The sequence below is a fragment of the Micrococcus sp. GPGPB33 genome (assembly GCF_037853785.1).
GTDB classification, from domain to species: domain Bacteria; phylum Actinomycetota; class Actinomycetes; order Actinomycetales; family Micrococcaceae; genus Micrococcus; species Micrococcus luteus.
Genome location: NZ_JAQMWO010000002.1, coordinates 1,088,105 through 1,112,463, shown reverse-complemented (window position 1 = coordinate 1,112,463; position 24,359 = coordinate 1,088,105). Strand labels below are relative to the sequence as shown.

The 24,359-nt window shown below is 74.7% G+C and carries 19 protein-coding genes, 1 tRNA gene and 4 pseudogenes; 3 read left to right on the top strand and 21 right to left on the bottom strand.

Annotated elements, in window-relative coordinates; genetic code table 11:
• Positions 1 to 61: 61 nt before the first annotated feature.
• From mnhG to POD19_RS05300, 9 genes and pseudogenes are all read right to left on the bottom strand, one after another.
• Positions 62 to 469, bottom strand: coding sequence for a monovalent cation/H(+) antiporter subunit G (gene mnhG / locus POD19_RS05350; RefSeq protein ID WP_002858380.1), 408 nt, complete (start codon positions 467 to 469; stop codon positions 62 to 64).
• Positions 466 to 804, bottom strand: a complete 339-nt coding sequence (locus POD19_RS05345) for a monovalent cation/H+ antiporter complex subunit F (protein WP_002858379.1) — start codon at positions 802 to 804, stop codon at positions 466 to 468. The genes mnhG and POD19_RS05345 overlap by 4 nt, the downstream gene beginning before the upstream one ends.
• 118 nt (positions 805 to 922) lie before the next feature.
• Positions 923 to 1,462, bottom strand: a pseudogene (locus POD19_RS05340) (Na+/H+ antiporter subunit E); the annotation flags it as partial.
• Positions 1,449 to 3,080: a Na+/H+ antiporter subunit D gene (locus POD19_RS05335; protein WP_340309359.1), complete on the bottom strand. Its 1,632-nt coding sequence runs from the start codon at positions 3,078 to 3,080 to the stop codon at positions 1,449 to 1,451. The pseudogene POD19_RS05340 and the gene POD19_RS05335, both read right to left, overlap by 14 nt.
• Positions 3,077 to 3,637 carry an NADH-quinone oxidoreductase subunit K gene (locus tag POD19_RS05330; protein ID WP_002858374.1) on the bottom strand — a complete coding sequence of 187 codons (561 nt, stop codon included), beginning with the start codon at positions 3,635 to 3,637 and terminating at the stop codon, positions 3,077 to 3,079. The genes POD19_RS05335 and POD19_RS05330 overlap by 4 nt, the downstream gene beginning before the upstream one ends.
• A pseudogene (locus tag POD19_RS05325) lies at positions 3,634 to 6,731 on the bottom strand (Na+/H+ antiporter subunit A). Before POD19_RS05325 ends, POD19_RS05330 begins: the two are co-directional and overlap by 4 nt.
• A 68-nt stretch (positions 6,732 to 6,799) precedes the next feature.
• A pseudogene (locus tag POD19_RS05315) lies at positions 6,800 to 8,173 on the bottom strand (MFS transporter); the annotation flags it as partial.
• On the bottom strand, positions 8,119 to 8,700 hold the full coding sequence (dcd, locus tag POD19_RS05305) for a dCTP deaminase (RefSeq protein WP_101966059.1): 582 nt from the start codon (positions 8,698 to 8,700) through the stop codon (positions 8,119 to 8,121). The pseudogene POD19_RS05315 and the gene dcd, both read right to left, overlap by 55 nt.
• A gap of 3 nt (positions 8,701 to 8,703) precedes the next feature.
• Complete coding sequence (locus POD19_RS05300; protein ID WP_101966058.1) at positions 8,704 to 10,233, bottom strand: hypothetical protein; 1,530 nt, start codon at positions 10,231 to 10,233, stop codon at positions 8,704 to 8,706.
• Positions 10,234 to 10,354: 121 nt separating this feature from the next.
• Here POD19_RS05300 and POD19_RS05295 point away from each other — a divergent pair.
• Positions 10,355 to 10,543, top strand: a pseudogene (locus tag POD19_RS05295) (cation:proton antiporter); the annotation flags it as partial.
• A 99-nt stretch (positions 10,544 to 10,642) separates the two neighbouring features.
• Positions 10,643 to 10,716, top strand: a tRNA-Gly gene (locus POD19_RS05290).
• A gap of 167 nt (positions 10,717 to 10,883) precedes the next feature.
• On the opposite strand, the gene POD19_RS05285 is transcribed toward POD19_RS05290, so the two are convergent.
• A complete protein-coding gene (locus POD19_RS05285; RefSeq protein ID WP_020626108.1) occupies positions 10,884 to 11,330 on the bottom strand; it encodes a DUF2087 domain-containing protein in 447 nt (148 codons plus the stop codon).
• Between the two features lie 260 nt (positions 11,331 to 11,590).
• Here POD19_RS05285 and POD19_RS05280 point away from each other — a divergent pair, with 260 nt between their 5' ends.
• Complete coding sequence (locus tag POD19_RS05280; protein WP_020626109.1) at positions 11,591 to 12,571, top strand: AEC family transporter; 981 nt, start codon at positions 11,591 to 11,593, stop codon at positions 12,569 to 12,571.
• A gap of 55 nt (positions 12,572 to 12,626) precedes the next feature.
• On the opposite strand, the gene POD19_RS05275 is transcribed toward POD19_RS05280, so the two are convergent.
• The 11 genes from POD19_RS05275 to POD19_RS05225 all read right to left on the bottom strand — a co-directional run bounded on the left by POD19_RS05275 (position 12,627) and on the right by POD19_RS05225 (position 24,306).
• Positions 12,627 to 13,586 carry a diaminopimelate dehydrogenase gene (locus tag POD19_RS05275; protein ID WP_020626110.1) on the bottom strand — a complete coding sequence of 320 codons (960 nt, stop codon included), beginning with the start codon at positions 13,584 to 13,586 and terminating at the stop codon, positions 12,627 to 12,629.
• A 44-nt stretch (positions 13,587 to 13,630) separates the two neighbouring features.
• Positions 13,631 to 14,224 carry a hypothetical protein gene (locus POD19_RS05270; protein ID WP_041104510.1) on the bottom strand — a complete coding sequence of 198 codons (594 nt, stop codon included), beginning with the start codon at positions 14,222 to 14,224 and terminating at the stop codon, positions 13,631 to 13,633.
• Between the two features lie 124 nt (positions 14,225 to 14,348).
• Entirely contained in the window at positions 14,349 to 14,828 is a 480-nt protein-coding gene (locus POD19_RS05265) for a flavodoxin domain-containing protein (RefSeq protein ID WP_036316804.1), read from the bottom strand.
• A gap of 40 nt (positions 14,829 to 14,868) precedes the next feature.
• Positions 14,869 to 16,968 (bottom strand): NHL domain-containing thioredoxin family protein, encoded by a 2,100-nt coding sequence (locus tag POD19_RS05260; protein ID WP_041104508.1) that lies wholly within the window; start codon positions 16,966 to 16,968, stop codon positions 14,869 to 14,871.
• Between the two features lie 95 nt (positions 16,969 to 17,063).
• Positions 17,064 to 17,918, bottom strand: coding sequence for a hypothetical protein (locus POD19_RS05255; protein ID WP_205804840.1), 855 nt, complete (start codon positions 17,916 to 17,918; stop codon positions 17,064 to 17,066).
• A complete protein-coding gene (locus POD19_RS05250) occupies positions 17,908 to 20,166 on the bottom strand; it encodes a cytochrome c oxidase assembly protein (protein WP_041104506.1) in 2,259 nt (752 codons plus the stop codon). The genes POD19_RS05255 and POD19_RS05250 overlap by 11 nt, the downstream gene beginning before the upstream one ends.
• Positions 20,167 to 20,239: 73 nt before the next feature.
• The gene (locus POD19_RS05245) at positions 20,240 to 21,676 is read right to left on the bottom strand and encodes a Dyp-type peroxidase (protein ID WP_041104504.1); all 1,437 of its coding nucleotides are present in this window, start codon (positions 21,674 to 21,676) and stop codon (positions 20,240 to 20,242) included.
• Complete coding sequence (locus tag POD19_RS05240) at positions 21,663 to 22,274, bottom strand: copper chaperone PCu(A)C (protein WP_041104502.1); 612 nt, start codon at positions 22,272 to 22,274, stop codon at positions 21,663 to 21,665. Before POD19_RS05240 ends, POD19_RS05245 begins: the two co-directional genes overlap by 14 nt.
• 103 nt (positions 22,275 to 22,377) lie before the next feature.
• Positions 22,378 to 23,061, bottom strand: coding sequence for a copper resistance CopC family protein (locus tag POD19_RS05235; RefSeq protein ID WP_020626118.1), 684 nt, complete (start codon positions 23,059 to 23,061; stop codon positions 22,378 to 22,380).
• A 110-nt stretch (positions 23,062 to 23,171) separates the two neighbouring features.
• Positions 23,172 to 23,867 carry a hypothetical protein gene (locus tag POD19_RS05230; protein ID WP_036316817.1) on the bottom strand — a complete coding sequence of 232 codons (696 nt, stop codon included), beginning with the start codon at positions 23,865 to 23,867 and terminating at the stop codon, positions 23,172 to 23,174.
• A gap of 157 nt (positions 23,868 to 24,024) precedes the next feature.
• Positions 24,025 to 24,306: an HU family DNA-binding protein gene (locus POD19_RS05225; protein ID WP_002858339.1), complete on the bottom strand. Its 282-nt coding sequence runs from the start codon at positions 24,304 to 24,306 to the stop codon at positions 24,025 to 24,027.
• Positions 24,307 to 24,359: the final 53 nt, after the last annotated feature.

Below are 24,359 nucleotides of genomic sequence, written 5' to 3'. Positions count from 1 at the left end.
ACGACGACGGCCGCCGCCCGGAGGGATCCGGACGGCGGCCGTCGTGCTGTGCGGGGTGGTGTCAGCCGCGGCCGCGCGGCCGGGCGCCGGCGCGGCGCGGCCCGGGGTCCGCCGGGGGCTCGGCCCGACGGACGACGGCGGCCAGCTCGTCCCGGTGCAACAGTTCACGGCGGGCGTGCTTGGTGCGGTAGCCCGTGCGGCCCACCAGGTGGGAGGCCACCGGGGCCGTGACCATCTGGGTGACCCACGCCAGCAACAGCACGGGCAGCCACACCCACGACCGCCACTCGATCGCCAGCCCGGCGAGCATGAGCAGCAGGCCGAGGACCTGCGGCTTGGCGGCGGCGTGCATGCGGGCCAGCAGGTCCGGCAGCACGAGCAGGCCCACGCCGGCCACCAGGGAGAAGAAGGCGCCGCTCACGAGCAGGAACGCGGCCAGCCAGTCCAGGAGCGTGGCGGTCTCGGTCATCGGTCCTCCTCCCCGCCCGGCACGTCCGTGGTGCCGGGCACGCGCGCCTGGTCCTCGAGCGAGTGGTCCGGGCGCCGGTCCTCCGCGAAGCGCGCCACCGTCACCGAGCCGACGAAGCCGACGGCGGCGGCCAGCACCACGAGGACCACGTGGTGCGTGTGGCGGTGCACAGCCATCTCCAGGACGAGCATCCCGGAGAACACCACGAGCAGCACGTCCGTGGCGATCGCCCGGTCCAGCAGCGAGGGGCCGCGCACGATCCGGTAGAGCGCACCGAGGGCGCCGACCACGAGCAGCGCCCCGCCGGCCCACGTGGCCAGGTCCATCGGGTCCATCAGGCCTCCTCCTTCGGGGGCGGGCGGCGGACGGGTCCGCGGGGCCGCGGCGGTCCTCGGCCCGGGCGGCGGGGGGCGCCGAACTCGGGAAGCGGCGGACCAGCTCGAGGTCCTCCCGCGTGCCGACGGCGCGGATGATGCCCGCCTCCACGTCGAGGGCCTTGGCGCGGAAGCCCTCCACGTCCTCGTCCGTGGTCGCGTCGAGCACGTGCAGGTACAGGACGGAGCGGACCCGGTCCACGTCCAGCACGATCGAGCCCGGCACCAGGGCCAGGGCGTGGCTGACGAGCGTGATGATGAGGTCGTCGTGGCTGCGCAGCGGGACGCCCACGATCGAGCCGCGGGCGCGGCGGCCACGCAGCATCACCACCCCGGTCACGTTGACCGAGGCGCGCACGACGTCGACGAGGAACCGCACCGTGAACACGAGGGACCACCAGGGGTTCAGACGGCCGCTGAACGGGATGTCCGGCATCGGGAAGAGCCCGATGATCAGCAGCGCGAAGGCGAGGCCGGTCAGGGCCACGTGCGGAGCGAAGTCCTGCCACAGGGCGCACCACACGGCCACCATCACGAGGATCAGCGGCCACTGGGCCACGATGCCCCGGATCCGGTTGCGGCGCACCACGCCGCGGCGGGCGGAGTCACTTCCGGGCATCGTGCACCTCCGTCGGGTCGACGCTGAGGTTCCGCGCGGCGCGCTCCGCGGCGGCGTCGTCGAGCACCGCCGCGATGTAGGGCGAGCGGTCGAGCATGTCCGTGGCGGCCTCGTCGGCCAGGGCGAACAGCGGGCCGGCGGCCACCGTGAACACCAGCGTCAGGCCCACGAGCGCCGTGGTGGGCAGCACGAGGCCCGGCTCGAGCGGGCGGGGGCGCTCGCCACGGGCCACGGCCCGCTCGTAGGCGGCCACGAGCTGGGCGGGCGGGTGCTCCACGTCCTCGACGCGGCGCCAGAACGCGCGGGTCCACACGCGCACCACCACGAGCAGGGTCAGCAGGGACACCAGCAGGGACACGCCCACCAGAGTGTAGGCCAGGGGCGTGGCCTGCTCGACGCCGCCGCGCAGCAGGCCGACCTTGCCGAGGAAGCCGGAGAACGGCGGGATGCCGCCGAGGTTGAGCGCGGGCACGAGGAACAGGACGCCCACGAACGGGGAGACCTTCGCCAGGGACCCGAGGCGGTCGATGTTCGCGGTGCCGGCGCGGTTCTCGATCAGGCCCGTGACGAGGAAGAGCGCGGTCTGCACGGTGATGTGGTGGGCCACGTAGTACACGGTGGCCGCCAGCCCCGCCTCCGTGGCCAGGCCCAGGCCGAAGATCATGTAGCCGATGTGGGAGACGAGGATGAAGGACAGGATGCGCTTGATGTCCGTCTGGGCCAGCGCGCCGAGGATGCCCACCACCATGGTCAGCGCGGCCACCACGAGCAGGAGCGCGTTGACGTGCTCCCCCGGGAAGAGCAGCGTCTCGGTGCGGATCATCGCGTACACGCCCACCTTGGTGAGCAGGCCCGCGAACACCGCGGTCACCGGGGCGGGCGCGGTGGGGTACGAGTCCGGCAGCCAGAAGGACAGGGGGAAGACCGCCGCCTTGATGCCGAAGCCCACGAGCAGCAGCACGTGCAGCACCATCTGCACGTCGCTGGGCAGCTCGCCGAGCTTCACGGCCAGGTCCGCCATGTTCATGGTGCCGGTGGCCGCGTAGACCATGGCGATGGCGATCAGGAACACCACGGAGGAGATCACGGAGACCACCACGTAGGTGATGCCGGCGCGGATGCGCTGGGCGGTGCCGCCCATGGTCAGCAGCACGTACGAGGCGGTGAGCAGGATCTCGAAGCCCACGTAGAGGTTGAACAGGTCGCCGGCCAGGAACGCGTTGGACACGCCCGCCACGAGGATCAGGAACGTGGGGTGGAAGATCGAGACCGGCCCACCCTCGTCCCGGTTGATCAGCCCCTGCGCCGAGGCGTACAGCAACACCGCCGGGGTGATCAGCGCCGACACCACGAGCATGAGGGCCGAGAGCCGATCCACCACGAGGCTGATGCCCAGCGGGGCCGGCCAGCCGCCGAGGTGGACGGCCGCGACCCCGGTGTCCCAGACCGCGGCCAGCAGCAGCGCGTCCAGCACGAGGGTGAGCACGAGCGCGGAGACCGTGACGGTGATCTGCGCGCGGGGGCGGCGCACGAGCATGAAGGTCACGGCCGCGCCCAGCACGGGCAGCATGACGGCCAGCGGGGCCAGGTCGGTCAGGGGGACGGAACCGATGCTCATGCGCGCTCCCCGCCCTCGGGACGGCGGCCGCGGGACGCTGCCCCGGATCCGGTGGGCGCCTGGGGGGCGGGCGTGGCGTGCTGCACCTGGGGCCGTGCCTCCGTCGCGTGCTCGTAGTGGGCGTTGGGGTCCGCGGCGTCGTCCAGGAACTCGGAGGACTCCTCCACGAGCTCCGCGTCGTCCTCCGCGTCCCAGGCGGGCATCCGGGCGATCTTGACGTCCTCCGCGTCCACCTCGACCTCGTCCTCGCGGACGAGCAGCCACGAGCGGTAGATCATGGCGGTCAGGAACGCGACCACGGCGAAGCCGATCACGATCGCGGTGAGGATCAGCGCCTGCGGCAGCGTGTCCGCGTACTCGTGCGGGTCCCGTCCGCGCACGAACAGCGGGGCCAGGCCCGTGCCGCCCGAGGAGAGGAACAGCAGCATGATGGCGCCGTTGTTGATCAGCACGATGCCGAGCAGGATGCGCGTCAGGCTGCGCTCGAGCACCAGGTAGATCCCCCCGGCGAACATCACGCCCATCGCCAGGAGCAGGGCCAGGTCGACGGTCATCATCGGGCGGCCTCCGGGGCGTCGGGGGTGGACGGGGTGGGCATGCGCGGATGACGACGGCGGGCCGCGGCGCGCAGGCGGGCGCGGCGGGCCTCCTCGCCCCGGCGGTCCACCTCACCGCCGAGCGAGCGCAGCACGTCGATCACGAGCCCGACCACCACGAGGTACACGCCGATGTCGAACGCCGTGGCCGAGACCAGCTTGAGGGCGTCGCCGAACAGCGGCAGGTCGGTGAACTCCACCACATAGGACTGCAGGATCTGCCCGCCGAAGAAGAGCGGGGCGATCCCGGTGAGCGTGGCGATCGCCAGGCCCAGGCCGATCATGGGCCCGGCCGGGATCACGGAGGCCTCCTGCAGCTCGTACCGGCCGCCGGCGAGGAAGCGCAGCGTGAGGGCCAGGCCTGCGAGCAGGCCGCCGGCGAAGCCGCCGCCGGGGGTGTTGTGCCCGGCCAGCAGCAAGTAGACGGAGAGCAGCATCATGATCGGGAACATGAAGCGGGTGACGACCTCGAGGATGATCGAGCGCCGCTCGGGGGCCATCGTGTGGCCGGCCACGAGCCACTGGCCCTTGCGATCGTCCACAGCGAAGCTGCGCACGACGGACAGCTCGCGGGCCCCGAGCGAGGAGTCGGCGCCGAAGTCGCCGACGGAGCCGGGGGCGACGTCGTCGATGCTGCGGGTGCGCCCGTCGCGGTGCTGCAGGAAGATCAGGGAGGCCACGCCGGTGGCGGCGGCGGCCAGCACGGTGATCTCGCCCCACGTGTCCCACGCGCGGATGTCCACGAGGGTGACGTTCACGGCGTTGGCGCCGTAGCCGTCCGTGTAGGCGAGCTCCGGCATGGGCAGCGAGATGCGCTCGGCGGTGCGGGCGGCCAGCGCGGTGGCGGCGATCCACATCATGGTCAGCGCGAACCCGACGGCCACGGCCAGGCGGCCCAGCCGCCGTGAGCCGGTGCGGCGGTCGTACCAGTCCGGCGGCAGCACGCGCAGGCCCAGGATGAGGGTGACCAGGATGATGGTCTCCACGAGCACCTGGGTGATGGCGAGGTCCGGGGCGCCGCGCAGGGCGAACAGGGCGGCGGCGCCGTAGCCGGTCACGGACACCAGCATGATCGCCTTGAAGCGGCGGCGGGCGCGGACGGCGAACACGGTGGCCACGGCGATCATGAGGACGATGACCAGCTGCGCCGGGCTCTCTGCCCAGATGATGTCCCCGTCGAGGAACGCGGTGGCCAGGAGGCGGTCCTCCCGCCCGGCGGGGAACAGGAGGAAGGCGACGGGCAGGCCGGCCGCCGTCGTGAGGATGATGGCCAGGTAGCGGCGCAGCGAGCCGGTCTGGGTGCGGCCCGTGACCCAGATGGCGACCTCGTCGAGGGCGCCGGTGATCTTCCGGTACGTGCGCAGGGCGTCGACCGGGAACTCGACGCGGCGCTGGAACGCCTCGACTCCCGGCCGGCCGAGGGCGAGCAGCGCGCCGAGCACCCAGATCCCCGCGGAGAGGGCGAGGATGGGCGTCCAGCCGTGCCACAGGGCCAGGTGCGCCGGAGAGGCGGCCGGGTCCAGGGCCGGGATCGTGGCCGTGTGGGCGGCCAGCAGGTGCTCGAGGGGCCCGGGCAGGACCGCGAGCACCAGACCGGTGAGCGCCAGCAGCCCGGCGGGGGCCAGCTCGAGGAAGGTCACGCGCGTGTGGAAGCGGGTGGCGGGCACGGGGGCACCCTCGGGGGTGCGCTTGGTGGCGAAGGCACCCCAGAGGAAGCGCCACGTGTAGGCCACGGTGAGCACGGACCCCGCGGCCATCAGCACGAGGGGCGCCCACGCGAGCGGGCCGCCGTGGGCCGCGCCGTGGTCCGTCAGGCTCTGCAGGACCGCCTCCTTGGCCACGAACCCGAAGAACGGGGGCAGGCCGGCCATCGAGGCGGCGGCCAGGACGGCGACGGCGGCGAGGACGGGGTGGCGGCGGCCGATGCCGGAGAGCTCGCGCAGGTCGCGGGTGCCGGCCTCGTGGTCGATGATACCGACCACCATGAACAGCGGGGCCTTGAACAGGGCGTGCGCCAGGAGCATCGCGAGGCCGGCCAGCGCTGCGTCGCGGACGCCCAGCCCGTTGGCCACCATGAGGAAGCCGAGCTGGGAGACCGTGCCGTAGGCGAGCACGAGCTTGACGTCGGTCTGCCGCAGGGCCCGCCAGCCGCCCAGCATGAGGGTCCACAGGCCCAGGCCGAGCACGAGCACCTGCCACGTGGCCAGCTCGTGGAAGGCGGGGGCCAGGCGGGCCACGAGGAACACGCCGGCCTTCACCATCGCGGCCGCGTGCAGGTAGGCCGAGACCGGGGTCGGGGCGGCCATCGCGCCCGGCAGCCAGAAGTGGAACGGCGCCTGGGCGGACTTGGTCAGCGCACCGATCAGCACGAGCCCGACGGCGACCTCGAGCAGGACGCGCCCGCCGTCGTCCGCGAGGAGGCGGGGGCCGCGGCCAGCACGCCGGAGATCCGCCAGGAGCCGGCCGCGTGGGCCAGCATGATCAGGCCCGCCAGCATGGCCAGGCCGCCGAACGTGGTGACGATCAGGGCGGTGATGGCGGAGCGGCGGGCGAAGATGCGGTGGCCCGAGTAGCCGATCAGCAGGAAGGACAGGACCGAGGTGATCTCCCAGAAGGTGTAGAGCACCATGAGGTCGTCCGTGGTCACCAGGCCGAACATCGCGCCGGCGAAGGCCAGCAGCTGGCCGCCGAACACCGCGTTGCGCGGCTCGTGCTCGCGGAAGTAGCGGGCGCAGTACGCCAGCACCAGCGCGCCGACGCCCAGCACGATCAGGGACATGAACGCGGCCAGCACGTCCATGCGGAAGGCGAGCTCGATGTCCAGGTACGGCACCCACGGCACGCTGCGGTCCAGGTGGGCCGCGGAGGCCGGGATCGGCCGGCCCGCGTCGAGCGCCTCCTGCAGGGCGAACACGTGCGGCAGCTGGGTCAGGAGCCACACGAAGCCGGCGGCGGGGACCGCGGCGAGGAGGTAGAAGCCCTGACGTCCCGTCCACCGGAAGAGCACCGGGGCGGCGAGCGCGACGACGAAGAGCGCGGTCAGGGTGACGAGCATGCGGTCCCTTCGTCAGGCACGGGCGAGGGTCCTGTCCAGACTAGCGGAGGGATGCGCCCCGCCCGGGGTCAGCGAATCGATTCCGCGCTCCGCGTGATCGGCTCCGTGACCCGGGCGAACAGCAGCCCACCGGCCACGAGCACGACGACGATCACGGGGATGACCACCCGGTTGTCCGGGTGCAGGGCGAGCGCGAGCGTCACGAGCGCGGGCGTGATGAACCCGACCGCGCGGCCCGTGGTGGCGTACAGCCCGAACACCTCGCCGGCCGTCCGCGGCGTGGTGAGTCGACCCAGGAACGCGCGCGAGGCCGACTGCACCGGGCCCACGAACAGGCACAGCGCCAGCCCGCCGACCCAGAACGCGAGGGTGCCCGAGGCGAAGAACAGCGCCCCGGCCACGAGGACCATGGCGGCCAGCGAGCCCAGGATCACCCGGCGCGGACCGACCGCGTCGTCGAGCCGCCCGCCCACGAAGGCGCCCAGGGCGGCCACCACGTTGGCCGCGATCGCGAACAGGATCACGTCCGAGGCCGCCAGCCCGTAGACCGTGGTGCCCAGGATGGCGCCGTAGACGAACACCGCGCCCACGCCATCGCGGAACACCGCCGAGGCCACGAGGAACCACAGCGTGTTCCGGTCCTCGCGCCACATCCGGGCCAGCGTGGCCCCGAGTTCGCGGTACGAGCCCAGCAGCGACTCACGGCGCGGCCCGCCGTCCGCCGCCGGGGCGGGGGCCGGGTCCGGCACGGCCACCAGCACGGGGATCGCGAACACGAGGAACCACGCGGCGGCCACGAGCGCGACCACCCGGATGTTCAGCGCCGCGTCCTCCGTGACGCCGAACCAGTGCGCATCCCCCGAGACGAAGCCCACGAACACGATCAGGAGCAGCAGGATGCCGCCGAGATAGCCCGCGCCCCAGCCGATGCCCGAGATCCGGCCGATCGTGGCCGGCGTCGAGATGTGCACGAGGATCGCGTTGACCTGCACCTCCGCGAACTCGAAGAACACCGTGCCCAGGGCGATCAGGGTGACGCCCAGCAGCAGCGAGGACTCCTCCGGGGTGACCCAGAAGCAGGCCGCGGTGCACGCGATCACGGCGCCGGTGGTCAGCCCCAGCCCTCGCCGGCGCCGTCCCGCGCCGTCCGCCCGACGCCCCAGCACGGGCGCGGTGGCCGCGATGACGACGCCGGCCACCGCCATCGCCGTCGAGAGCCAGGCCGTGCCCCGCTCATCCGGCCCGAACGCGTCCGAGGCCAGGTAGGTGCCGAACACGAAGGTGACCATGACCGCGTTGAACGCGGCCGAACCCCAGTCCCACAGCGCCCAGGCGGCCACCTGGCGGCGCGGGGCGGCGGAAGCGACCGGCGGGAGCGCGACGTCGGTCATCGCTCGATGCGGGTGAGATGGAAGTCGCGGTGCGCCCGGGAGGCCGTGGGCCCGCGCTGACCCTGGTACCGGTTCTGGTTGGCCCCGGTGCCGTACGGCGACTGGGCCGACGAGGAGAGCCGGAAGAAGCACAGCTGGCCGATCTTCATCCCCGGCCACAGCGTGATGGGCAGCGTGGCCACGTTGGACAGCTCGAGCGTGACGTGCCCGGAGAACCCGGGGTCGATGAACCCGGCGGTCGAGTGCGTCAGCAGGCCCAGCCGCCCCAACGAGGACTTGCCTTCGAGGCGAGCGGCGAGGTCGTCCGGCAGCGTGACCTGCTCATAGGTGGAGCCGAGCACGAACTCCCCAGGGTGCAGGATGAACGACTCGTCCGGGTCCACCTCCACCAGCCGGGTCAGCTCGTCCTGCTCCTGGCGCGGGTCGATGTGCGCGTACCGGTGGTTGTCGAAGAGCCGGAAGAACCGGTCCAGGCGCACGTCCACGGACGCGGGCTGGACCATCGCCGGGTCGAGGGGGTCCAGGCCCACGCGGCCGGAGTCGAGCTCGGCGCGGATGTCGCGGTCGGAGAGCAGCACGGCTCAGTCCAACCGCACGACGACGGCCAGCGGGGTGCGCTCGCGGCCCTGGCCCAGCGGGTTGTCCGCGAAGGCGGCCTCGAGGACGGCGGCCGACGCGGCGGTGTCCTTGCCGAGCGCGTTGCGGCCGATGTCGTTGGCGTCCATCACGACGGTGCCGGCGAAGGAGGCCTTCGCCCAGGCCGGGATGTCCGCCGCCCGGATCATCGCCGAGACCTCGGCGGCCACCCGGTCCGGCTCGGCCGGGGGCAGCTTGGCCGAGACGTTGGCCGGGAACGTGGAGTAGGTGGTGGGCCCGTCGATCGCGCGGACGTTGCCGCCCACCACGTTGTAGAACACACCGCGCTTGCCGGCGACCTTGCCGGCGGCGCCGGCGGCCGCGGAGAGCACGATGCGCGGCAGGCCGGCCTCCTGGATGGCCAGCTGCATGGTGGTGGGGTCGCCCAGGCCGATGCCCGCGGGCGTGCGGGTGACCAGGCGGGAGAGGGCGCGGGCGGCCACGGAGGGGCGGACCTCCCAGGTGTAGTAGGAGCGGCCCTGGGTGATGGCCACGATCTTCTCGGACACGGAGAAGTGCCACGGGGCGTCCTGCGGCATCGCGTCCGCGGGCAGGTCGCGGAAGAAGTCCTCGATCTCGCCGCGCAGGTAGGCCTGCAGGTCCGTGTCCCGGTCCACCAGGCCGGTTTGCACAGGGAAGCGGCGGTAGCGGCGGCCGTCCTCGGCGGAGACCAGATCGAGCTCCTTGCCCGGGTTCGGCTCGTGGTCCGGCTTGGCCGGCGCCGGGGCGCCCGCGGCCTCGTCGACCGCGGCGGCGGGGCCGGCCGGGGCGGCGTCCGCGTCCACCGCCTCGCGCAGCCAGAGCTCGAGGTTGAGCAGGCGCCAGAAGCGCTCGGGGTCGTGCCGGCGCGGGTGGGCGAGGAAGTCCTCGAACAGCGCGCGGACGGTGGGCGCGTCGGCGTACGGGCGGGCGGCAAACGAGTCGGAGGCGAACACCTCGCGGACCGGCTCGCGCAGGGCGAGCAGCAGGCCGGCCGCGGCGTCGTCGTCTGCGGGGCGGGCCGGCGGGAGGACGGCATCCACCAGGCCGGCGAGCCGCCCGCGCGGCACGCCGCGATCGGCGGGGCGCTCGTCCGCGTGGGCGTCGACGAAGGCCGAGTTCAGCAACGCCTCGACGGGCACGTCGGCGCGCTCGCGGGAGTCGGCCAGGCGGGCGGCGACGTCGCGGCGGGTCGCGGTCAGGGTGCGCGCGGCACCGCGCAGGCCGCGGGACGCGTCGGCGGCCGGAGGCGTCGGGACGGGGCGGCCGCACACGTGCGCGGTCGAGGCCAAGGGGCCGCCGTGGGCGCGGATCGCGGCGCGGACCGACTCGAGGTCGGCGACCGGGGACGGCGTCGCAGCGGGGGCCAGCGGCGCGGGCCGGGGACCGCCGACGAGGAAGGGGCGGTCCGCCTCCCCGAACGCGAGGTAGCGGTACACCGCCGCGTCGTCGGGGCGGGCGGGGACCTGGGCCGCGTCGGCCGTGGTGTCGCGCATGGGACGTCCTTCCGGGACAGGGGCTGCCGGACGCGTCCGGCCGCGGCCGGGCGCGGTTCGGACTCTACCAGCGGCCCCCGGCGCGCTTTCGTTCGGGAAACGGCGGCCCCTGGTGCGCTTTCGTTCGGGAAACGGCGTGGCCGGCCGCTGGCGCGCGGGTGCGGCCCTGACCATCCGCGGGGAGTTCTCCATCGTGATCGCCGGGCCGGTGCTCACGCGGTACGCGGACGCGTTCGGTCGTTCGCGCGCCCGGGCGGCGACGCGGCGGGTGCAGGCGCGCGAGGTCGCCGTGGCGGACCCGGTGCACTGACGTACGGGGCCGTGGGGCGCGAGGACGACGCGGGGCCGGTGCACCGGCCGGGCTGGTGTATGGTGGTGCCCGCGCCGCAGGCGGAAGCCGAGCGGTTGCGCGGGCGTAGCTCAATGGTAGAGCGCTTGCTTCCCAAGCAAGATACGCGGGTTCGATTCCCGTCGCCCGCTCCACACCACGACGACGGCCCCGGGCCCCTCACGCGAGGGACCCGGGGCCGTGTCGGCCCACGTCGCCCCGCCACGGCCGCACCGGGAACGCGAGACGTCGGAATGCGGCCACATTCCGGCGTCATGGCGACCGCTGGCGTTCCAGGTCGACGTGCGGGGTCCCGCTCCCCTCAACGGCCCGCGCGGATCTCGCGCAGCCGGCGTTCCAGGTCGACCGGCAGGTCCGCGGCGAAGCGCGGGTCGAGGTCGGGCCCGGCGTCCGCCAGCCGGTAGACGCCGTCGGCGCGGTCGAGGAACCCGTAGTCCACGAGTTCGCGACGCAGCGTGGCCACGTCCTCGTGGGCGGGGCGCAGCAGGTCGTTGACCTCGGCCTCCGCGTAGGCGCGGCCCGCTCTGAAGCGACGCAGCAGCTCGAGAAGGACGGCCACCCGCGGCTTGCGACGCGCAGGGATGGAGCGCAGCCGGTCCCCGTCGAAGAAGCGGGTGAGCACGGTCGCGTGGTAGCGCTCGGCGGACTGCCACTCGTCGGCGAGGGCCGCCGCCGCGGCGGTGTACCGCTCACCGGTGACGGCCATGCGGGCGCGGATCAGGGTCTTGAGGTCGGACTGACGGGTCATGGTGCATCCTCGCCGGCGCGCTCCCGGCCATGCCGCGCCGCGGGTCGGGGACGACGTCCGTCGCGTGCGGGTGGGCCCGAGGATCCGCTCCCCTTCGCGCCGGGCCGCAGGGCCCTGCCGCGCGGGGCCGGGCCGCGTGGCGCGCTCGGCGGTGGGCGCCGCCGTCGTGATCCAGGCTAGCCCACGCCCGCGGCGTAGGATCGCGCCATGCCCCTGACCCCTCCGCGGACCGCCCCACCCCGACCCGTGGAGGCCCGTCCGTGACCCAGGTGCTCTCCGGCTTCGCGGTCGTGTGGGTGATCATCCTCGTGGGCGTCCTGGTGGGGCGCACGGGGGTGCTCGGCGAGCACGGCCGCACCGTGCTCTCCCGCGCGGCGTTCTTCATCGGCAACCCGGCGCTGCTGTTCGTCACGCTCTCCCGCGCGGACGTGGGCGCCGTGCTGGGCCCCCAGCTGTGGGTGGCCACGCTGTCCGCGTTCACCGCGGCCGCACTGTACCTCGCGGTGACGGTCCCGCTGCTGAAGGGCAGGTCGGCCTCGGAGCGGATCATGTCCGCGCTCAGCGCCTCGCTCGTGAACTCGGCGAACCTCGGCATCCCCATCGCGGCCTACGTCCTCGGCGACGCCGCCCTGGCCGCCCCGGCGCTCATCTTCCAGCTGGCGATCTACACGCCGCTCTACGTGGCCGCGATGGACGCCGCCACCGCGCGCGAGGTCCGGCGACGCACGACGGCGGGCCGGCGCCGGGCGGTGCGCCGCTCCCCCGGGCGCGCCGTGGCCGACCAGGTCCGCCACACGGTCACCAACCCCCTGATCCTGGGCTCGGTGGCCGGCCTGGTCTTCTCCCTCACCGGCTGGTCGTTGCCGGGCCCCCTCATGGAGTCCGTGGAGCTCATCGGCGGGCTGTCCATCCCGGCGATGCTCCTGGCGTTCGGCATGTCGCTGGTCGGCTCGCGGCCGCTCGAGCGGGCCGGCGGGCGACGCGCGGACGTGCTGCTCGCCTCGGCGGTGAAGCTGGTGGTGCATCCGCTGCTGGCCTGGCTGCTCGCGCAGTTCGTGTTCGGCCTGGACGCGCGGCACGTGTTCGTCGCCGTCGTCCTGGCCTCCCTGCCGACCGCACAGAACGTGTTCGTCACCGCCGTCCGCTACGACACGGGCCTGCGCGTCTCGAAGGACACGATCCTGGTCACCACGATCGTCGCGATCCCCGCGATGATCGCCGTCGCCCTGCTGCTGGCCTGAGGCCGACGACGGCGGCGCCCGGCCCGGTGCCCCGCGCCGGACGCCTCGCCGCGGCTCAGACGTCCCGGCGGATCAGCTCGTCCAGCCCCGTGGGCGAGAGCAGGTACGGGGCGACCTCGAGCACGGTGCGCGCCCCCGTCTCCCCCTGGGCCTTCAGCCGCGCGGCGGCACGGCCGTAGGCGACCTGCGCGGCGGCGGTGAAGTCGGGGTTGGACTCCAGCTCCAGCACGAACTCGACCGCGCTGCGCGAGCCGCCGAGGTCGCCCGAGGTGACGACGTGGCCGCCGTGCGGCATGCCCTGGTGGTCGCGCTCGAACTCCTCCTCGGAGATGAAGTGCACGGTGGTCTCGTACGGGGCGAAGTAGTCGGGCATCGTGGTGATGGCCTCGGTGATGGCCGCGTGGTCGGCCTCGTCGGCCACCACGTAGCACTCACGCACGTGCGCGGAGGCGCCGGTGATCTCGGCGCCCCGTCCGGCGCGGGCCTCGGCGATCGCCTCCTCGCTGGGGATCGTGTACTGCACGCCGCGCCGCACGCCGGGGACCCGCCGGACGGCGTCGGAATGGCCCTGCGAGAGGCCCTTGCCCCAGAACGTGTTCTGCTGCGGCTGCGGGAACAGCGCCGCGCCCAGCACCCGGTTCACCGAGAACAGGCCCGGGTCCCAGCCGGTGGAGATCATCGCCACGTGCCCGCCCTCCCGGGCCGCGGCGTCCATCTCGGAGCGGTGCCGCGGGATGAGCTGGTGGTTGTCGTAGGTGTCCACGGTGGTGAAGTGCCGCGCGTAGCCGGCCGCCTGCTCGGGGATGTCCGTGGCGCTGCCGAGGCAGAGGAACAGCACGTCGATCTCCCCGGCGTGCTCGGCGGCCCGCTCCGCCGGGAGCACGGGCGTGTCCGTGTCCAGGCCGGTGCGGCGCGAGAAGATGCCCACCAGCTCCATGTCCGGCTGGAGCTTCACGAGCTTCTCCACACTGCGGCCGAGGTTCCCGTATCCGACGATGCCGGCGCGGATGGTCATGTGCGTCCTCCTGGTGGGGTCGTGGTCAGGTCGGTCCCGCCAGCCTAGGCCCGGCGCCGCGGGGCGCCGAGTCCGCCCGCCGGACCGCGCAGCAGGAGCACGACGACGGCGACCAGCCCCGCCGACGCCAGCATGCTGACCACGTAGATCGGCCAGGACCACGGGCTGTGGTCGCCCCCGCCGATGCCGTAGGTGTCCGCGAGCGCCATGCCCGGCCCGAACGAGGCCATGAAGTAGGCCGGGGACGCGGCGACGAGCGAGGCGAGGCCCAGGGCGAGGACCGCCAGCGGGTCGACCTCCTCGCGACGCCACGTGAGGAACCACAGGACGGCGGCCACACCGAGCCCGGCCGCCAGGATCACGGCCGACAGGACGAAGGGGACGCCGAGCTGGCCCGCCGCGCTCAGGTCCGCGTAGATCCTCCCGAGGCTGCGGTCGCCGGGCGCGGCGGCCAACGGGTTGAGGACGAACACCTGCAGGGCCGCGAGCGCCGCGGCGGCGGCGATGACGCCCGGGACCACCGCGCCCGCGGCGAGCCGCACCCACCCGGGCCGGTCGGGCAGGGCGAGGGGCGCCGTCGTCGGGCGGGGCCGGGCGGGGCGGGAGGACGCGGCGGGGCGACGGGCGGAAGGGGACATGCGGCCAGGCTAACCGCTCGCCTCCGCTGCGGACACGAGAGCCTCCGGCGCCGTTTCGTCAACGAAAGCGGCTGTGGAGGCTCCTGCGCCCCCGCCGTCTCGTCGACGAGCGCGGCGGGTGCGGTCAGTGCACGCCGGCGCCGGAGAGGGTCTTGGCCCAGGCCTCGATGGCGTCCCAGTCGCGGAAGTCGCCGTAGTGCTCGTTGCGGGAGAGCTTGAGCTTGAGCTTCTCCATCCGGCCCAGGCGCTCCTCGACGAGCGCCCCGCGGAAGTACGCCACCTCGCGCGGGCCGTAGGACTCGAGCTTCTCCCGCACCGGCCGGGCCAGCTCGGGCGCGCCGCCGGAGGCCAGGATCACGAGCGGCAGGTCCGCCAGCTCGGCCCGACGGGTGTCGAGGAACGCCCGGGCGTCGGCGGCGAGCGAGCCCGTGTAGACCGGGGCCGCGACGATCACCGCGTCCGCCGTGGCCAGCCACGCAGCGGCGCCCTTGACGTCCTCCACCACGGTCGGGACGGCCTGCGACGTGCGCAGCACCTCCGCGACCCGCTCGGCGATCTCTCGCGTGGATCCGTGGGCGGACGAGGTGACGATGAGCGTGGTCATGGTGGGGCGCAGCCTTCGGGGTCGGGGGCGGACGACGCGCTCAGTGTATCCCGCGCAGGTCCAGGTCCAGGCGGGTCTCGGCGCCCTCCGGGGCCCGGTCCGGGATGTGCACCGTGACCGGGATGCCCCAGTCCTGCTGGTACAGGTGGCAGGCGGCGTGGTCCGGGATGGGCTGCCCCTTCTCCCCGTCGCACGCGGCGGCCCGGGCGGTGATGTGCAGGACGCCCTCCTCGACCTCGGGGTTCAGCCGCAGCGTCCGGTGCAGCCCCGTGGACGTGCCGGCGCCCTCGAGCAGCAGCTCCTCCGGGGAGGAGGAGATCTTCAGCTGCGTGGGATCGCCCCAGCGGTCGTCCAGCTTCTGCCCCGTGGGCGCGGCGAAGCCGATCGTCAGGTCCAGGTCACCGGCCACCACCGGGGTGCGGGGACGCTGCGTCTGCCGCGCGCCCTCGTCCACGGTGAGGAACTCCTCCGGCACCGCCAGCCGCGTGAGCCGGTGGGCGTTGGACTCGACCACCACGATCGCGGTGTCGTTCCCGTCCGCGTCGTGCTCCACGAGCACGTCCGAGGGCTCGAGCAGCCCGCGCGCCACCGTGGTCACCGTGGCCGGGACCGCCCGGCCCGCGGCGTCCTCGCCGGCCGGGGCGTACCGGCGGATCGCGCCGTTGTACGTGTCCGCGATCAGCACGGAGCCGTCCGGCAGGGCCGTGACGCCCAGCGCGTGCTGCAGGCGCGCGCGGTCCGCCTCCCCGTCCACGTGGCCGAAGTCGAACAGGCCCGCCCCGACGGCGGTCCCGACCTCGCGGCCCCCGTCCTCCCCGGTCCGCACCCAGCGCACCGCGGAGGTCTCCGAGTCCGCGACCCACAGCGTGCCGTCCGCGCCCACGGACAGCCCCGAGGGCTGCGCGAACCAGGCCCGTCCGGCCTCGCCGTCCAGCAGGCCCTCGAGCGCCGTGCCCGCGTGCACCGCGAGCGCGCCCGTGACGGGGTCGAAGTCGAAGAGCTGGTGCGTGCCGGCCATCGCGATCACCACACGCCCCAGGGCGGGGTGCCACACGACGTCCCACGGGGAGGACAGCGAGATCGCGGTCGGCTCCCCGGGCAGGTCCGCGAGGTCGACGGCGACGTCGCCCTCGTCGTCGACGGCGGCGGCCTCCTTGGCGCGCTCGGAGTCGATGAGCTTCTGCACGCCGTTGCCGGCGAGGGTGCTGACGCGCCCGTCCGACAGGCGCAGGCCCCGCAGCCGGTGGTTGACGGAGTCCGCCACGACGACGTCGTAGCCGACGCGCCCCGCGACGTCCTCGGGCAGCAGCGCCAGGCCCTGGGGCTCGTTGAACAGCGCCTGGTCCGGCCCGCCGTCCGCGTGGCCCTTCTCCCCGGGCGTGGGGAATGCGAGCTCGGCCTGGCCCGCGTCCGCCGCGGCGGGGTCCCCGCCGCCGAACGCGCGGAGCACCGTGGTCAGGTCCTCGGCGACCTCCAGGAGGCGGTGGTGGCCGGTGTCCGAGACGAGGAACGTGCCCGGGCGGGAGCCGCGGCCGCCGAGGGACACGGCCTTGCCGGGGAACGACAGGTCCCGGGCCACGGGCGTGGGCGGGACGTAGGGGCCCGAGCCGCGGTGCAGCGTGCCCTTGGCCTCGTGCTCGGCCACGAGCTCGCGCACGAGCCCGTAGAGCCCGGCCACGTGCCCCTCGCCGGACAGGTGCGCGGCGATGTAGCCCTCCGGGTCCACCACCACGAGGGTGGGCCACGCGCGCGCCGAGTACGCCTGCCACGTGGTCAGCTCGGGGTCGTCCAGCACGGGGTGCTCGATGGCGTAGCGCTCGACGGCGGCCGCGAGCGCGTCCGGGTCCGCCTCGTGCTCGAACTTGGGCGAGTGCACGCCCACCGTGACGAGCACGTCCGCGAACTCCTCCTCGAGCGGGCGCAGCTCGTCCAGGACGTGCAGGCAGTTGATGCAGCAGAACGTCCAGAAGTCGAGGAGGACGACCTTGCCGCGCAGGTCCTCGAGGGCCACCTGCTCGCCGCCGGTGTTCAGCCAGCCGCGGCCCACGAGCTCGGACGCGCGCACCCGGGTGGCCGCGCGCGGCACGGCGGCGGGGGCGTCAGCGGACGGGGCGGGGTTCGGGGTCTGCGGTGCGGTCATGCCCACCATCATGGCGCACGTCCCGGACGCGTCAGCCGTGAGCGGACGCCGGCGGCGTCACAGGGGGAAAGACGACGCCGCCGGGCGGGCCCGGCTCAGTCGGCGGCCAGGGCGGCGGCCAGCATCTCCTCGGCGATGAGCGTGAACTCCTTGCGCCCGGCCTCGGGCCGGCCCACGAAGGAGACCATGACCACGGCGTCGGAGGTGACGGCGGTGAGCACCTGGGCCGTGAGCTGGGGCTCGGACTCCGAGGCCAGGGTCCGCTCCCACACGAGGGCGGACTGCGCGGGGGTGCCGTCGGACAGCGGCGCGTCGGAGACCTCGAGGCGGTAGTCGACGGTCGCGTCCCCCTCCTGCACGGTCATGGTCATCTCGCGGCAGTCGGCGCGCAGGGCGTTGACGGTCTGGAGGTGCCGCTCGACGTCCTGGCGGCCCTGGCCCGTGAGCCGGGCGACCTCCACGGTGCCCGTGCCCGTGAAGGTGTCGGCGCCGACGTCCACCCGCGTGGCCTCGGCCGCGTCGAGGATGATCGGAGAGAAGTCCAGGGCGGTCAGCGGCGCCTTGCACTGCGCCGGCTGCACGGTGGTCCGGTCCGCGTCCGCACGCCGGTCCCGGGAGTCCTCGCGGGCCGCGTCGATCTCCTCCGCCGTGGCGGCCCGCTGCCGGACGAAGCCGAATGTGGCCGCACGCTCGGCCGCGGCCTCCGCCATGCGCTCGTCCTGACGGTCGCCCAGGCCGAGCCCCTCCGGGGCCGCCGACTCCGTGGGCGCCGCGGTGCCGGCGTCGTCGTGGACTCCGTCCGCGGGCGCGGACGCGGCGGCCGGATCGCCGTCCCCGGCCCCGCAGCCCGTCAGGGCCAGCAGACCGGCCGCGACGGCGGCCACGAGGCGCAGCCGACCACGCCGGGGCGCGGCCGGGCTGCCGAGGGGAGGGAGGAGGTCAGCGGACATCACGGGCCTCCTCGGGGCCGGTGGAGGAGTCACGGGCCGCGGGCTCGGCACCGCTCGGGGCGTCGGTGACCGGGGTGCCGTGCATGCGGGCGTACATCTCGTTCCAGCGACGCAGCTCCGCGTCGCCGTCGCGGTCGGCCTGCCGGTCCAGCCGGACCGCGTTCTTGCGGTCGCTGCGATACCAGAGCACGGCCACCATCACCGCCATCATCACGGTGGGGAACTCGCCGATGCCCCACATCACCGCGCCGCCGATCCGCTGGTCCTCGAGGGCAGTGGGACCCCAGTCGCGGCCCATGTTGCCGAACCAGGACGCCTGCATCAGGCCGGTGGAGGTGGTCATGGCCACGCCGATGAAGGCGTGGAAGATCATCGTGGCCATCAGGAGCACGAGCCGCAGGGCGTACGGGGGCCGGCGCGGCAGCGGATCCGAGCCGATCATGACCAGGGCGAACAGGAACCCGGTCAGCAGGAAGTGGACGTTCATGAACTCGTGGCCCACGTGGGTCTCCAGCGAGAACCGGAAGAAGTCCGTGTAGTAGAACACCAGGATCGAGCCGGCGAAGTTGACCCCCGCCACGATCGGGTTCGTGATGAACCGACCCCACGGGGAGTGCACGATCCACAGGATCCACTCGCGCGGGCCGCGCGTCCCGTCCGTGCGGGACGGCAGGGCCCGCAGCGCCAGGGTGATCGGCGCGCCCAGGACGAGGAAGACGGGGCTGAGCATCGTCAGCGTCATGTGGCCCACCATGTGCGCGCTGAACAGGACGCGGCCGTACACGGCCGGGGACCCGGAGGTCGCCCACAGCAGCACGGCCAGGCCCGCGAGCCACGCGACGGTGCGCAGCACGGGCCAGCGGTCGCCGCGGCGGCGCAGCTGCCACACGGAGCGCAGGTACCAGAGGGTCAGGAACGCGATGATCGCGACCCACAGCCAGTCGAACCGCCACATCGTGATCCACCGGGCGCCCTCGAGGGCCGGCGGCAGCTCGTAGCCGGTGAGGATGCGGGCCGGGGAGGCGTCCGGCGCGATCTCCTCCGGCACGGGCGGGGCCGTCCGGGAGAGCACGGAGGAGACGCCCATGACGGCGCCCATGATCACGGCCTCCACGGCGATGAGCTGCCACAGCAGGCGACGCGCGGGGGCGGGGCTGGGACGGTCCGGACCGGCGTCGAGGCGGGGGATCACCCACCGGCGGTGCAGCAGGCCGATCAGGCCGAGGCCCAGGGCCGCCAGGAACTTGGCCGACACGAGGATGCCGTAGGGGCTCAGCAGCTGAGCCGGATCGTCCATGCGGATCGACGCGTTGACCACACCGGACAGCGCCACCGTGACCAGGCCCAGCCCGGCGAGCACGGAGTACCGGGTCAGGACCGTGTGCAGCAGGGGCGCCGGACCCTGCCGGCGCAGGCTGCGGCCCCGCCCCTGCGCCCCGTTGGGCCCGACGAGGGTGTCCGAGATCGCGACGAGCACGAGCAGTCCGCCCACCCACACGACGACGCCGAGCAGGTGCAGGCCGATCGAGTTCACGGCGCCGTTGTGGTCGTCACCGCCCGCCGCGTGCCCGATCAGGGCCAGGGGCACGAGGGCGAGCATCGCCAGGATGCCGGTCCAGAACAGGCCGTTGTGGGAGCGGACGGCGATCGCCAACGTGGTCACGACGGCGGCGATCACGGTGACCCAGAACCACGCCTGGCCCACCGAGATGCCGACCACGTAGGCGGCCAGGCCGTCCGTGAAGCTCTGCCCCGCCGTGACGGGGACGCCGGCGAGATCCGAGTAGGACAGCACGCCGACGGCCAGCGCGGCCACCGTCCACACGCCGGCGCTGACGGCGGCGATCTGCATCACGCGGGTGAACGCGGGGTGCTCGGGCAGCGGTGCGGCGTCCGCGTCCTCGCGCCGCTGCCGGGCGGAGCGGTGCCACCGTTCCGTGCCCGCCGCGTGCGGCGGCAGGACCCCGGCCGCGAAGATCAGCGCGGCGATGGTCAGGGACATCGCCACGTTGGAGACGAGCTCCCCCACGGGCACGCCCCAGCGGGTGATCCACCCCGGGTCGGAGAGCTGGCGCGCGGCGGTGACGCCGGTCAGCCAGCCGGCGGCGGCGAGGCCGGCGGCTCCCGCGGCGGCCACGAGCACCCAGAGCCACCGGGGCACGCCGACCGGCCCCGACGGACCGGGGCGGGCGGCGTCGTCGTTCTCGGCGGGGTGGCTGCCCCGGGCGGGGGCGGTGGCGGCGGACATGGGGTCCATCCTCTCAAAGCATGCGGACGCCCGAAGACGGCGGGAGCGGCCCCGCCGTCGTCGGGCCCCTGGGTCAGGCGAACAGGGCGTCGCCCACGAACCCGCCCTCGGCGCAGCCCGGCGGGATCGCGAAGACCGCCGAGCCCACGGGCACGGTCCACAGGTTCAGGTGGTCCGACTCGGCGAGCCGGGCCTGCACCGGGACGAACTGCCGGTCCACGTCCGCCTGGTAGGCGGCGAAGATCAGGCCGGAGCCCGCCTCCAGCGCCCCGCGCGGGTCGTCGTAGTTGTAGCCGCGGCGCAGCATCCCGTACTCCGGCACGTCCATCCGGGCGCGCCGCAGGTGGGAGATGTCCGGGATCACGGGGAACCCGGCGGGGCCGAGCGCCGCGAAGTCCGGCTCGTCGTGCTCCTGCTCGCCGGTGAGCGGCGCCCCGGTGCCGAGGCGACGGCCGATGACCTTCTCCTTGGCCGGGCGGTCGAGCTCGTCCCACGTGTCCATGAGCATCTCGATGCGCCGGATCACCACGGACGTGCCGTCCGCGATCCACGGGGTGACGCCCACCTGCTCGGCGCCCACGCCCCACACCACGCGGTCGAGATGCGGGGTGTCCGCCGCCGGGTTGCCGGTGCCGTCCACCTGCCCGAAGAGGTTGCGCATGGTGGTGCCGGTGGGATGGGCGCCGCGGGCGGAGCGGAAGCCCTCCTGCACCCAGCGCTCGGTGGCGAACGGCCGGGCCGCCTTGAGGAGCATGCGCCGGGCGTGGGCCACGGACATCCGGTCGTCGCCGCAGATCTGCAGCAGCAGGTCGCCGTCGCTGAACGCGGGGTCCAGGCGGTCGATCTGCTCGAACGCCGGCAGCGGGCGCAGCCAGGCCGGGGCCCGGTCCGGGGCCACGCGGCGGACGAGCTCCGGGCCGAAGCCGAACGTCACGGTGAGCCGTGCGGGGGCGGCGGCGAGCTCCGGCTCGGTGTCCGCGATCGTGGCCCGGCCCTGGGTGAGGCGCGCGGCGTCGTCGGTGAGCAGGCGCAGCATCCGCTCGATCCCCAGCCGGTCCGTGTCCGGGAGCAGGTCGAGGGCGAGGAACACCGCGTGGGCCTGGGCCGGGGTGTCGACGCCGGCCTGGCGCGGCCCGTGGAACGGCACGGTGTCCGTGCCCACGGGCGAGCTGACGGCCACCCGGGCGGACTGGCCGCCGGGCTCGGCCCAGCCGGCCCGGCCGACCTCGCCCTCGATGCCGGTGTCGCCCATGACCTCGGAGGGCGAGGCCCCCGCCCCGGCCGCCCCCGACGCGGCGGGCGCGTCCGGGGTGGCCGAGGCGTGGCCGGCGCCGTAGCCGAGCGCGGTGCCCAGCAGGCCGCCGCCCACCGCGCCCGCCCCGAAGAGCAGGCCGCGGCGGGAGGGCCCGGCCGGGAGGGCCGGGCGGGCGTCCTCCCCGCGGGGGGACGCCTGGCGGGCGTCCTCCCCGCGGGGGGCGTCCGGGTGCTCGGCGGGGTCAGTGGTCGGCATGCTCGTCCGACTCCTCCGCCTCGCCGCCGTGGTAGGACTCGTTGGCGCCGCCGAACGGGCGGGCCACGGAGACGACCTCCATGGTGGAGCCGTCCTCCAGCTCGAGCTCGTAGGCGACCTCCTCGCCGGGCTCGATCGGCTCGGTCAGGCCCATCAGCATCACGTGGGCGCCGCCGGGGGCCAGCTCGAAGGACCCGCCGGCGGGCACCGTGAAGCCGTCCGGGGACTGCTGCATCACCATTTGGCCGTCCTCGTCGGAGACCATCTCGTGGAGCCCGACCGTCTCGCCCAGCTCCGAGCGGACGCCGACGATGTGCAGGTCCTGGTCCGAGGAGTTCTCGAGCATGCCGAAGGAGCCGGTCATGCCCTCCTCGGTGGCCTTCGTCCACGGGTCGGTGATCGTGAGGCCGGCGGCCTGGCCGTCCGCGGTGGACGCGGCCGACGAGGCGTCCGTGGCCGGCGCGACGCTCGAGGCGTCCGACGCGCTCGGGGCGGACCCGACGTCGTCTCCGGCGCAGGCCGTCAGGCCGAGGGCGGCGACGGCGAGCACGGCGGCGGCGCCGAGGCGGCGAGGGACGCGGGGGGAGGTGGTGGTCATGTCTGTGGGGTTCCTTGTCATGCGGGCGCGCGACGACGCGCGGGGCGTGCGGGCGCGCGAGGGCGGGGCCGGTCCCCTCAGGGGGCCGGCCGGGGATCAGAGGTCAGCGGCCGTCGTCGAGGTGGCCGAGTGCGCGGGCGCGGCGGCCCATCAGGAGGAAGGCCACCACGAGCACGGCCAGGCCGGCGATGCCGGCGACCCACACCCAGGCGGGCAGCGCGTCGGAGTCCGCGGGCTGCGCGGCGTCGGAGCCGTCCGCCTGCGCGGTCGCATCGGCCGAGGCGGCGTCGCCCTGGCCTGCCGTGGCCTCCGGGGAGGCGGCGGTCGAGGCCCCGGCGACGGCGGTGCCGCAGCCCTGGGGCGCGGTGCCGGCGGCCGGTGCGGCCGGGTCGTCCACCGCGAAGTCGAACGAGCGCTCCTCGGAGTGTCCGTCCGAGTAGACGACGCGGTAGGCGACCTCGTAGTCGCCGTTGGGCAGGCCCTCGCACAGCGGCGCGGAGAAGGTGGGGCCGTCCCCGGTGCCGGCGGCGGACTGCCACTGGTTGCCGTCGGCGTCGCGGACCTGCACGAGGTTCTGGATGCCCTCGCCGTCGATCAGCTCGCCGCTGAAGGTCAGTGAGACCTCCGACGGCGCCGTCGTGACCGTCTCGCCGACCGCGGGGGCGGTGCGGATGAGCTCGTCGTGCGCGGCCGCGGGGGCGGCTCCGGCGACGACGAGGGCGGGCAGCAGGGTGAGTCCGGCTGCGGCGCGAGCGGCGCGGCGGACAGGGGTGGTCTGGTGATGCATGGTGGTGTCCTCACGGGTCTGCCGCGGTCCCGGACGGGAGTCGCGGGCGGACCGTTCCGAAGGGTCGTCGGGCGCGGTCGGGGCTCGAGACGCGGACGGAGCCGGCGTCCTCAGGCCGCGAGGGCGAACGGCGGGCCGCGCCGCCCCGGAGAGCTGAGGAGGGCGAGGGACGTCACCGGCCGGAGCACCGGCGGGACGGGGACACGGAGGCGGGCCGGCGTCGGCAGGGGGCCGTGCGCTGCCGGCGGCGGGCAGACGACGGCCACCACGCGTTCGGCGATGGTGAGCACGAGGGCCTCACCGCGCCGCAGCACCAGCACGGTGAGGACCGCGGCGATCACGTGGGCCGCGAGCATGCGCAGGTCGGTCAGGTGGCCGGCGGGGGCGCCGGACAGGGCCTCCCCCGGTGCCAGGAGGGCCCCGGCGCCGGGACGGGCGTGGCCGAGGTGGGCGGGGTCGACGCCGGCGGCAGGCGCCACGGCGTGGCCGCCGGCGGCGAGCCCGTAGAGCACGTGGAACAGCCCCTGGGCGATCGCGACGGCGGCGGCGGTGCGCCACAGCGAGAGGGCGCGGCCCGCCAGGGCGGTGCAGAGCGGGGCGGCGAGGACGGCCGCGAAGGCGACCACGCCGACCTCGGGGAACCCGTGGCCGGGCTCGGCGGCGGTGTGGAACAGCGCGGCCAGGGCGGTCATCGCCAGGGCCCCGGCCCAGCCCCGGGCCAGACGGGCCGGCCCACGCACGACGCGCGGAGGGGCGTCCTCGAGGCCGGACGGGGCCCACGGAGCGGCGGCGACGGCGCTGCGCATGCCACGACTCCTCTCCTGACGGCCCCGGTCCACGTCGGCCGGACGATCGTCCGCCCATCCTACGCGGCCGGACACGACGACGGGCGCCCCACCCGAGGGTGGGGCGCCCGTCCTGCGGTGTCCGACGCGGGTCCGGGGACCCGCGTCGCGACCGGGATCACTCGGAGGCGGCGGCCTTGAGCTTGGAGCCGGCGGTCACCTTCACGGAGTGACCGGCCGGGATGGTGATCTCCTCACCGGTGCGCGGGTTGCGACCGGTGCGCTCCTTGCGCTCGGTGCGTTCCACGGCCAGCCAGCCCGGGATCGAGACCTTCTCGCCCTTCTTGACCTGAGCGGTGAACACCTCGAAAAGGGCGTCCAGCACGTCGCTGACAGCGGCCTGGGTGTTGCCGGAGCGCTCTGCGACGGCGGCGACGAGTTCCTTGCGGTTCATGGCCATGGGTCCTCCCTATGGGACGTCGGTTACGGTTCCCGGACCGTTCGGACCGGGCT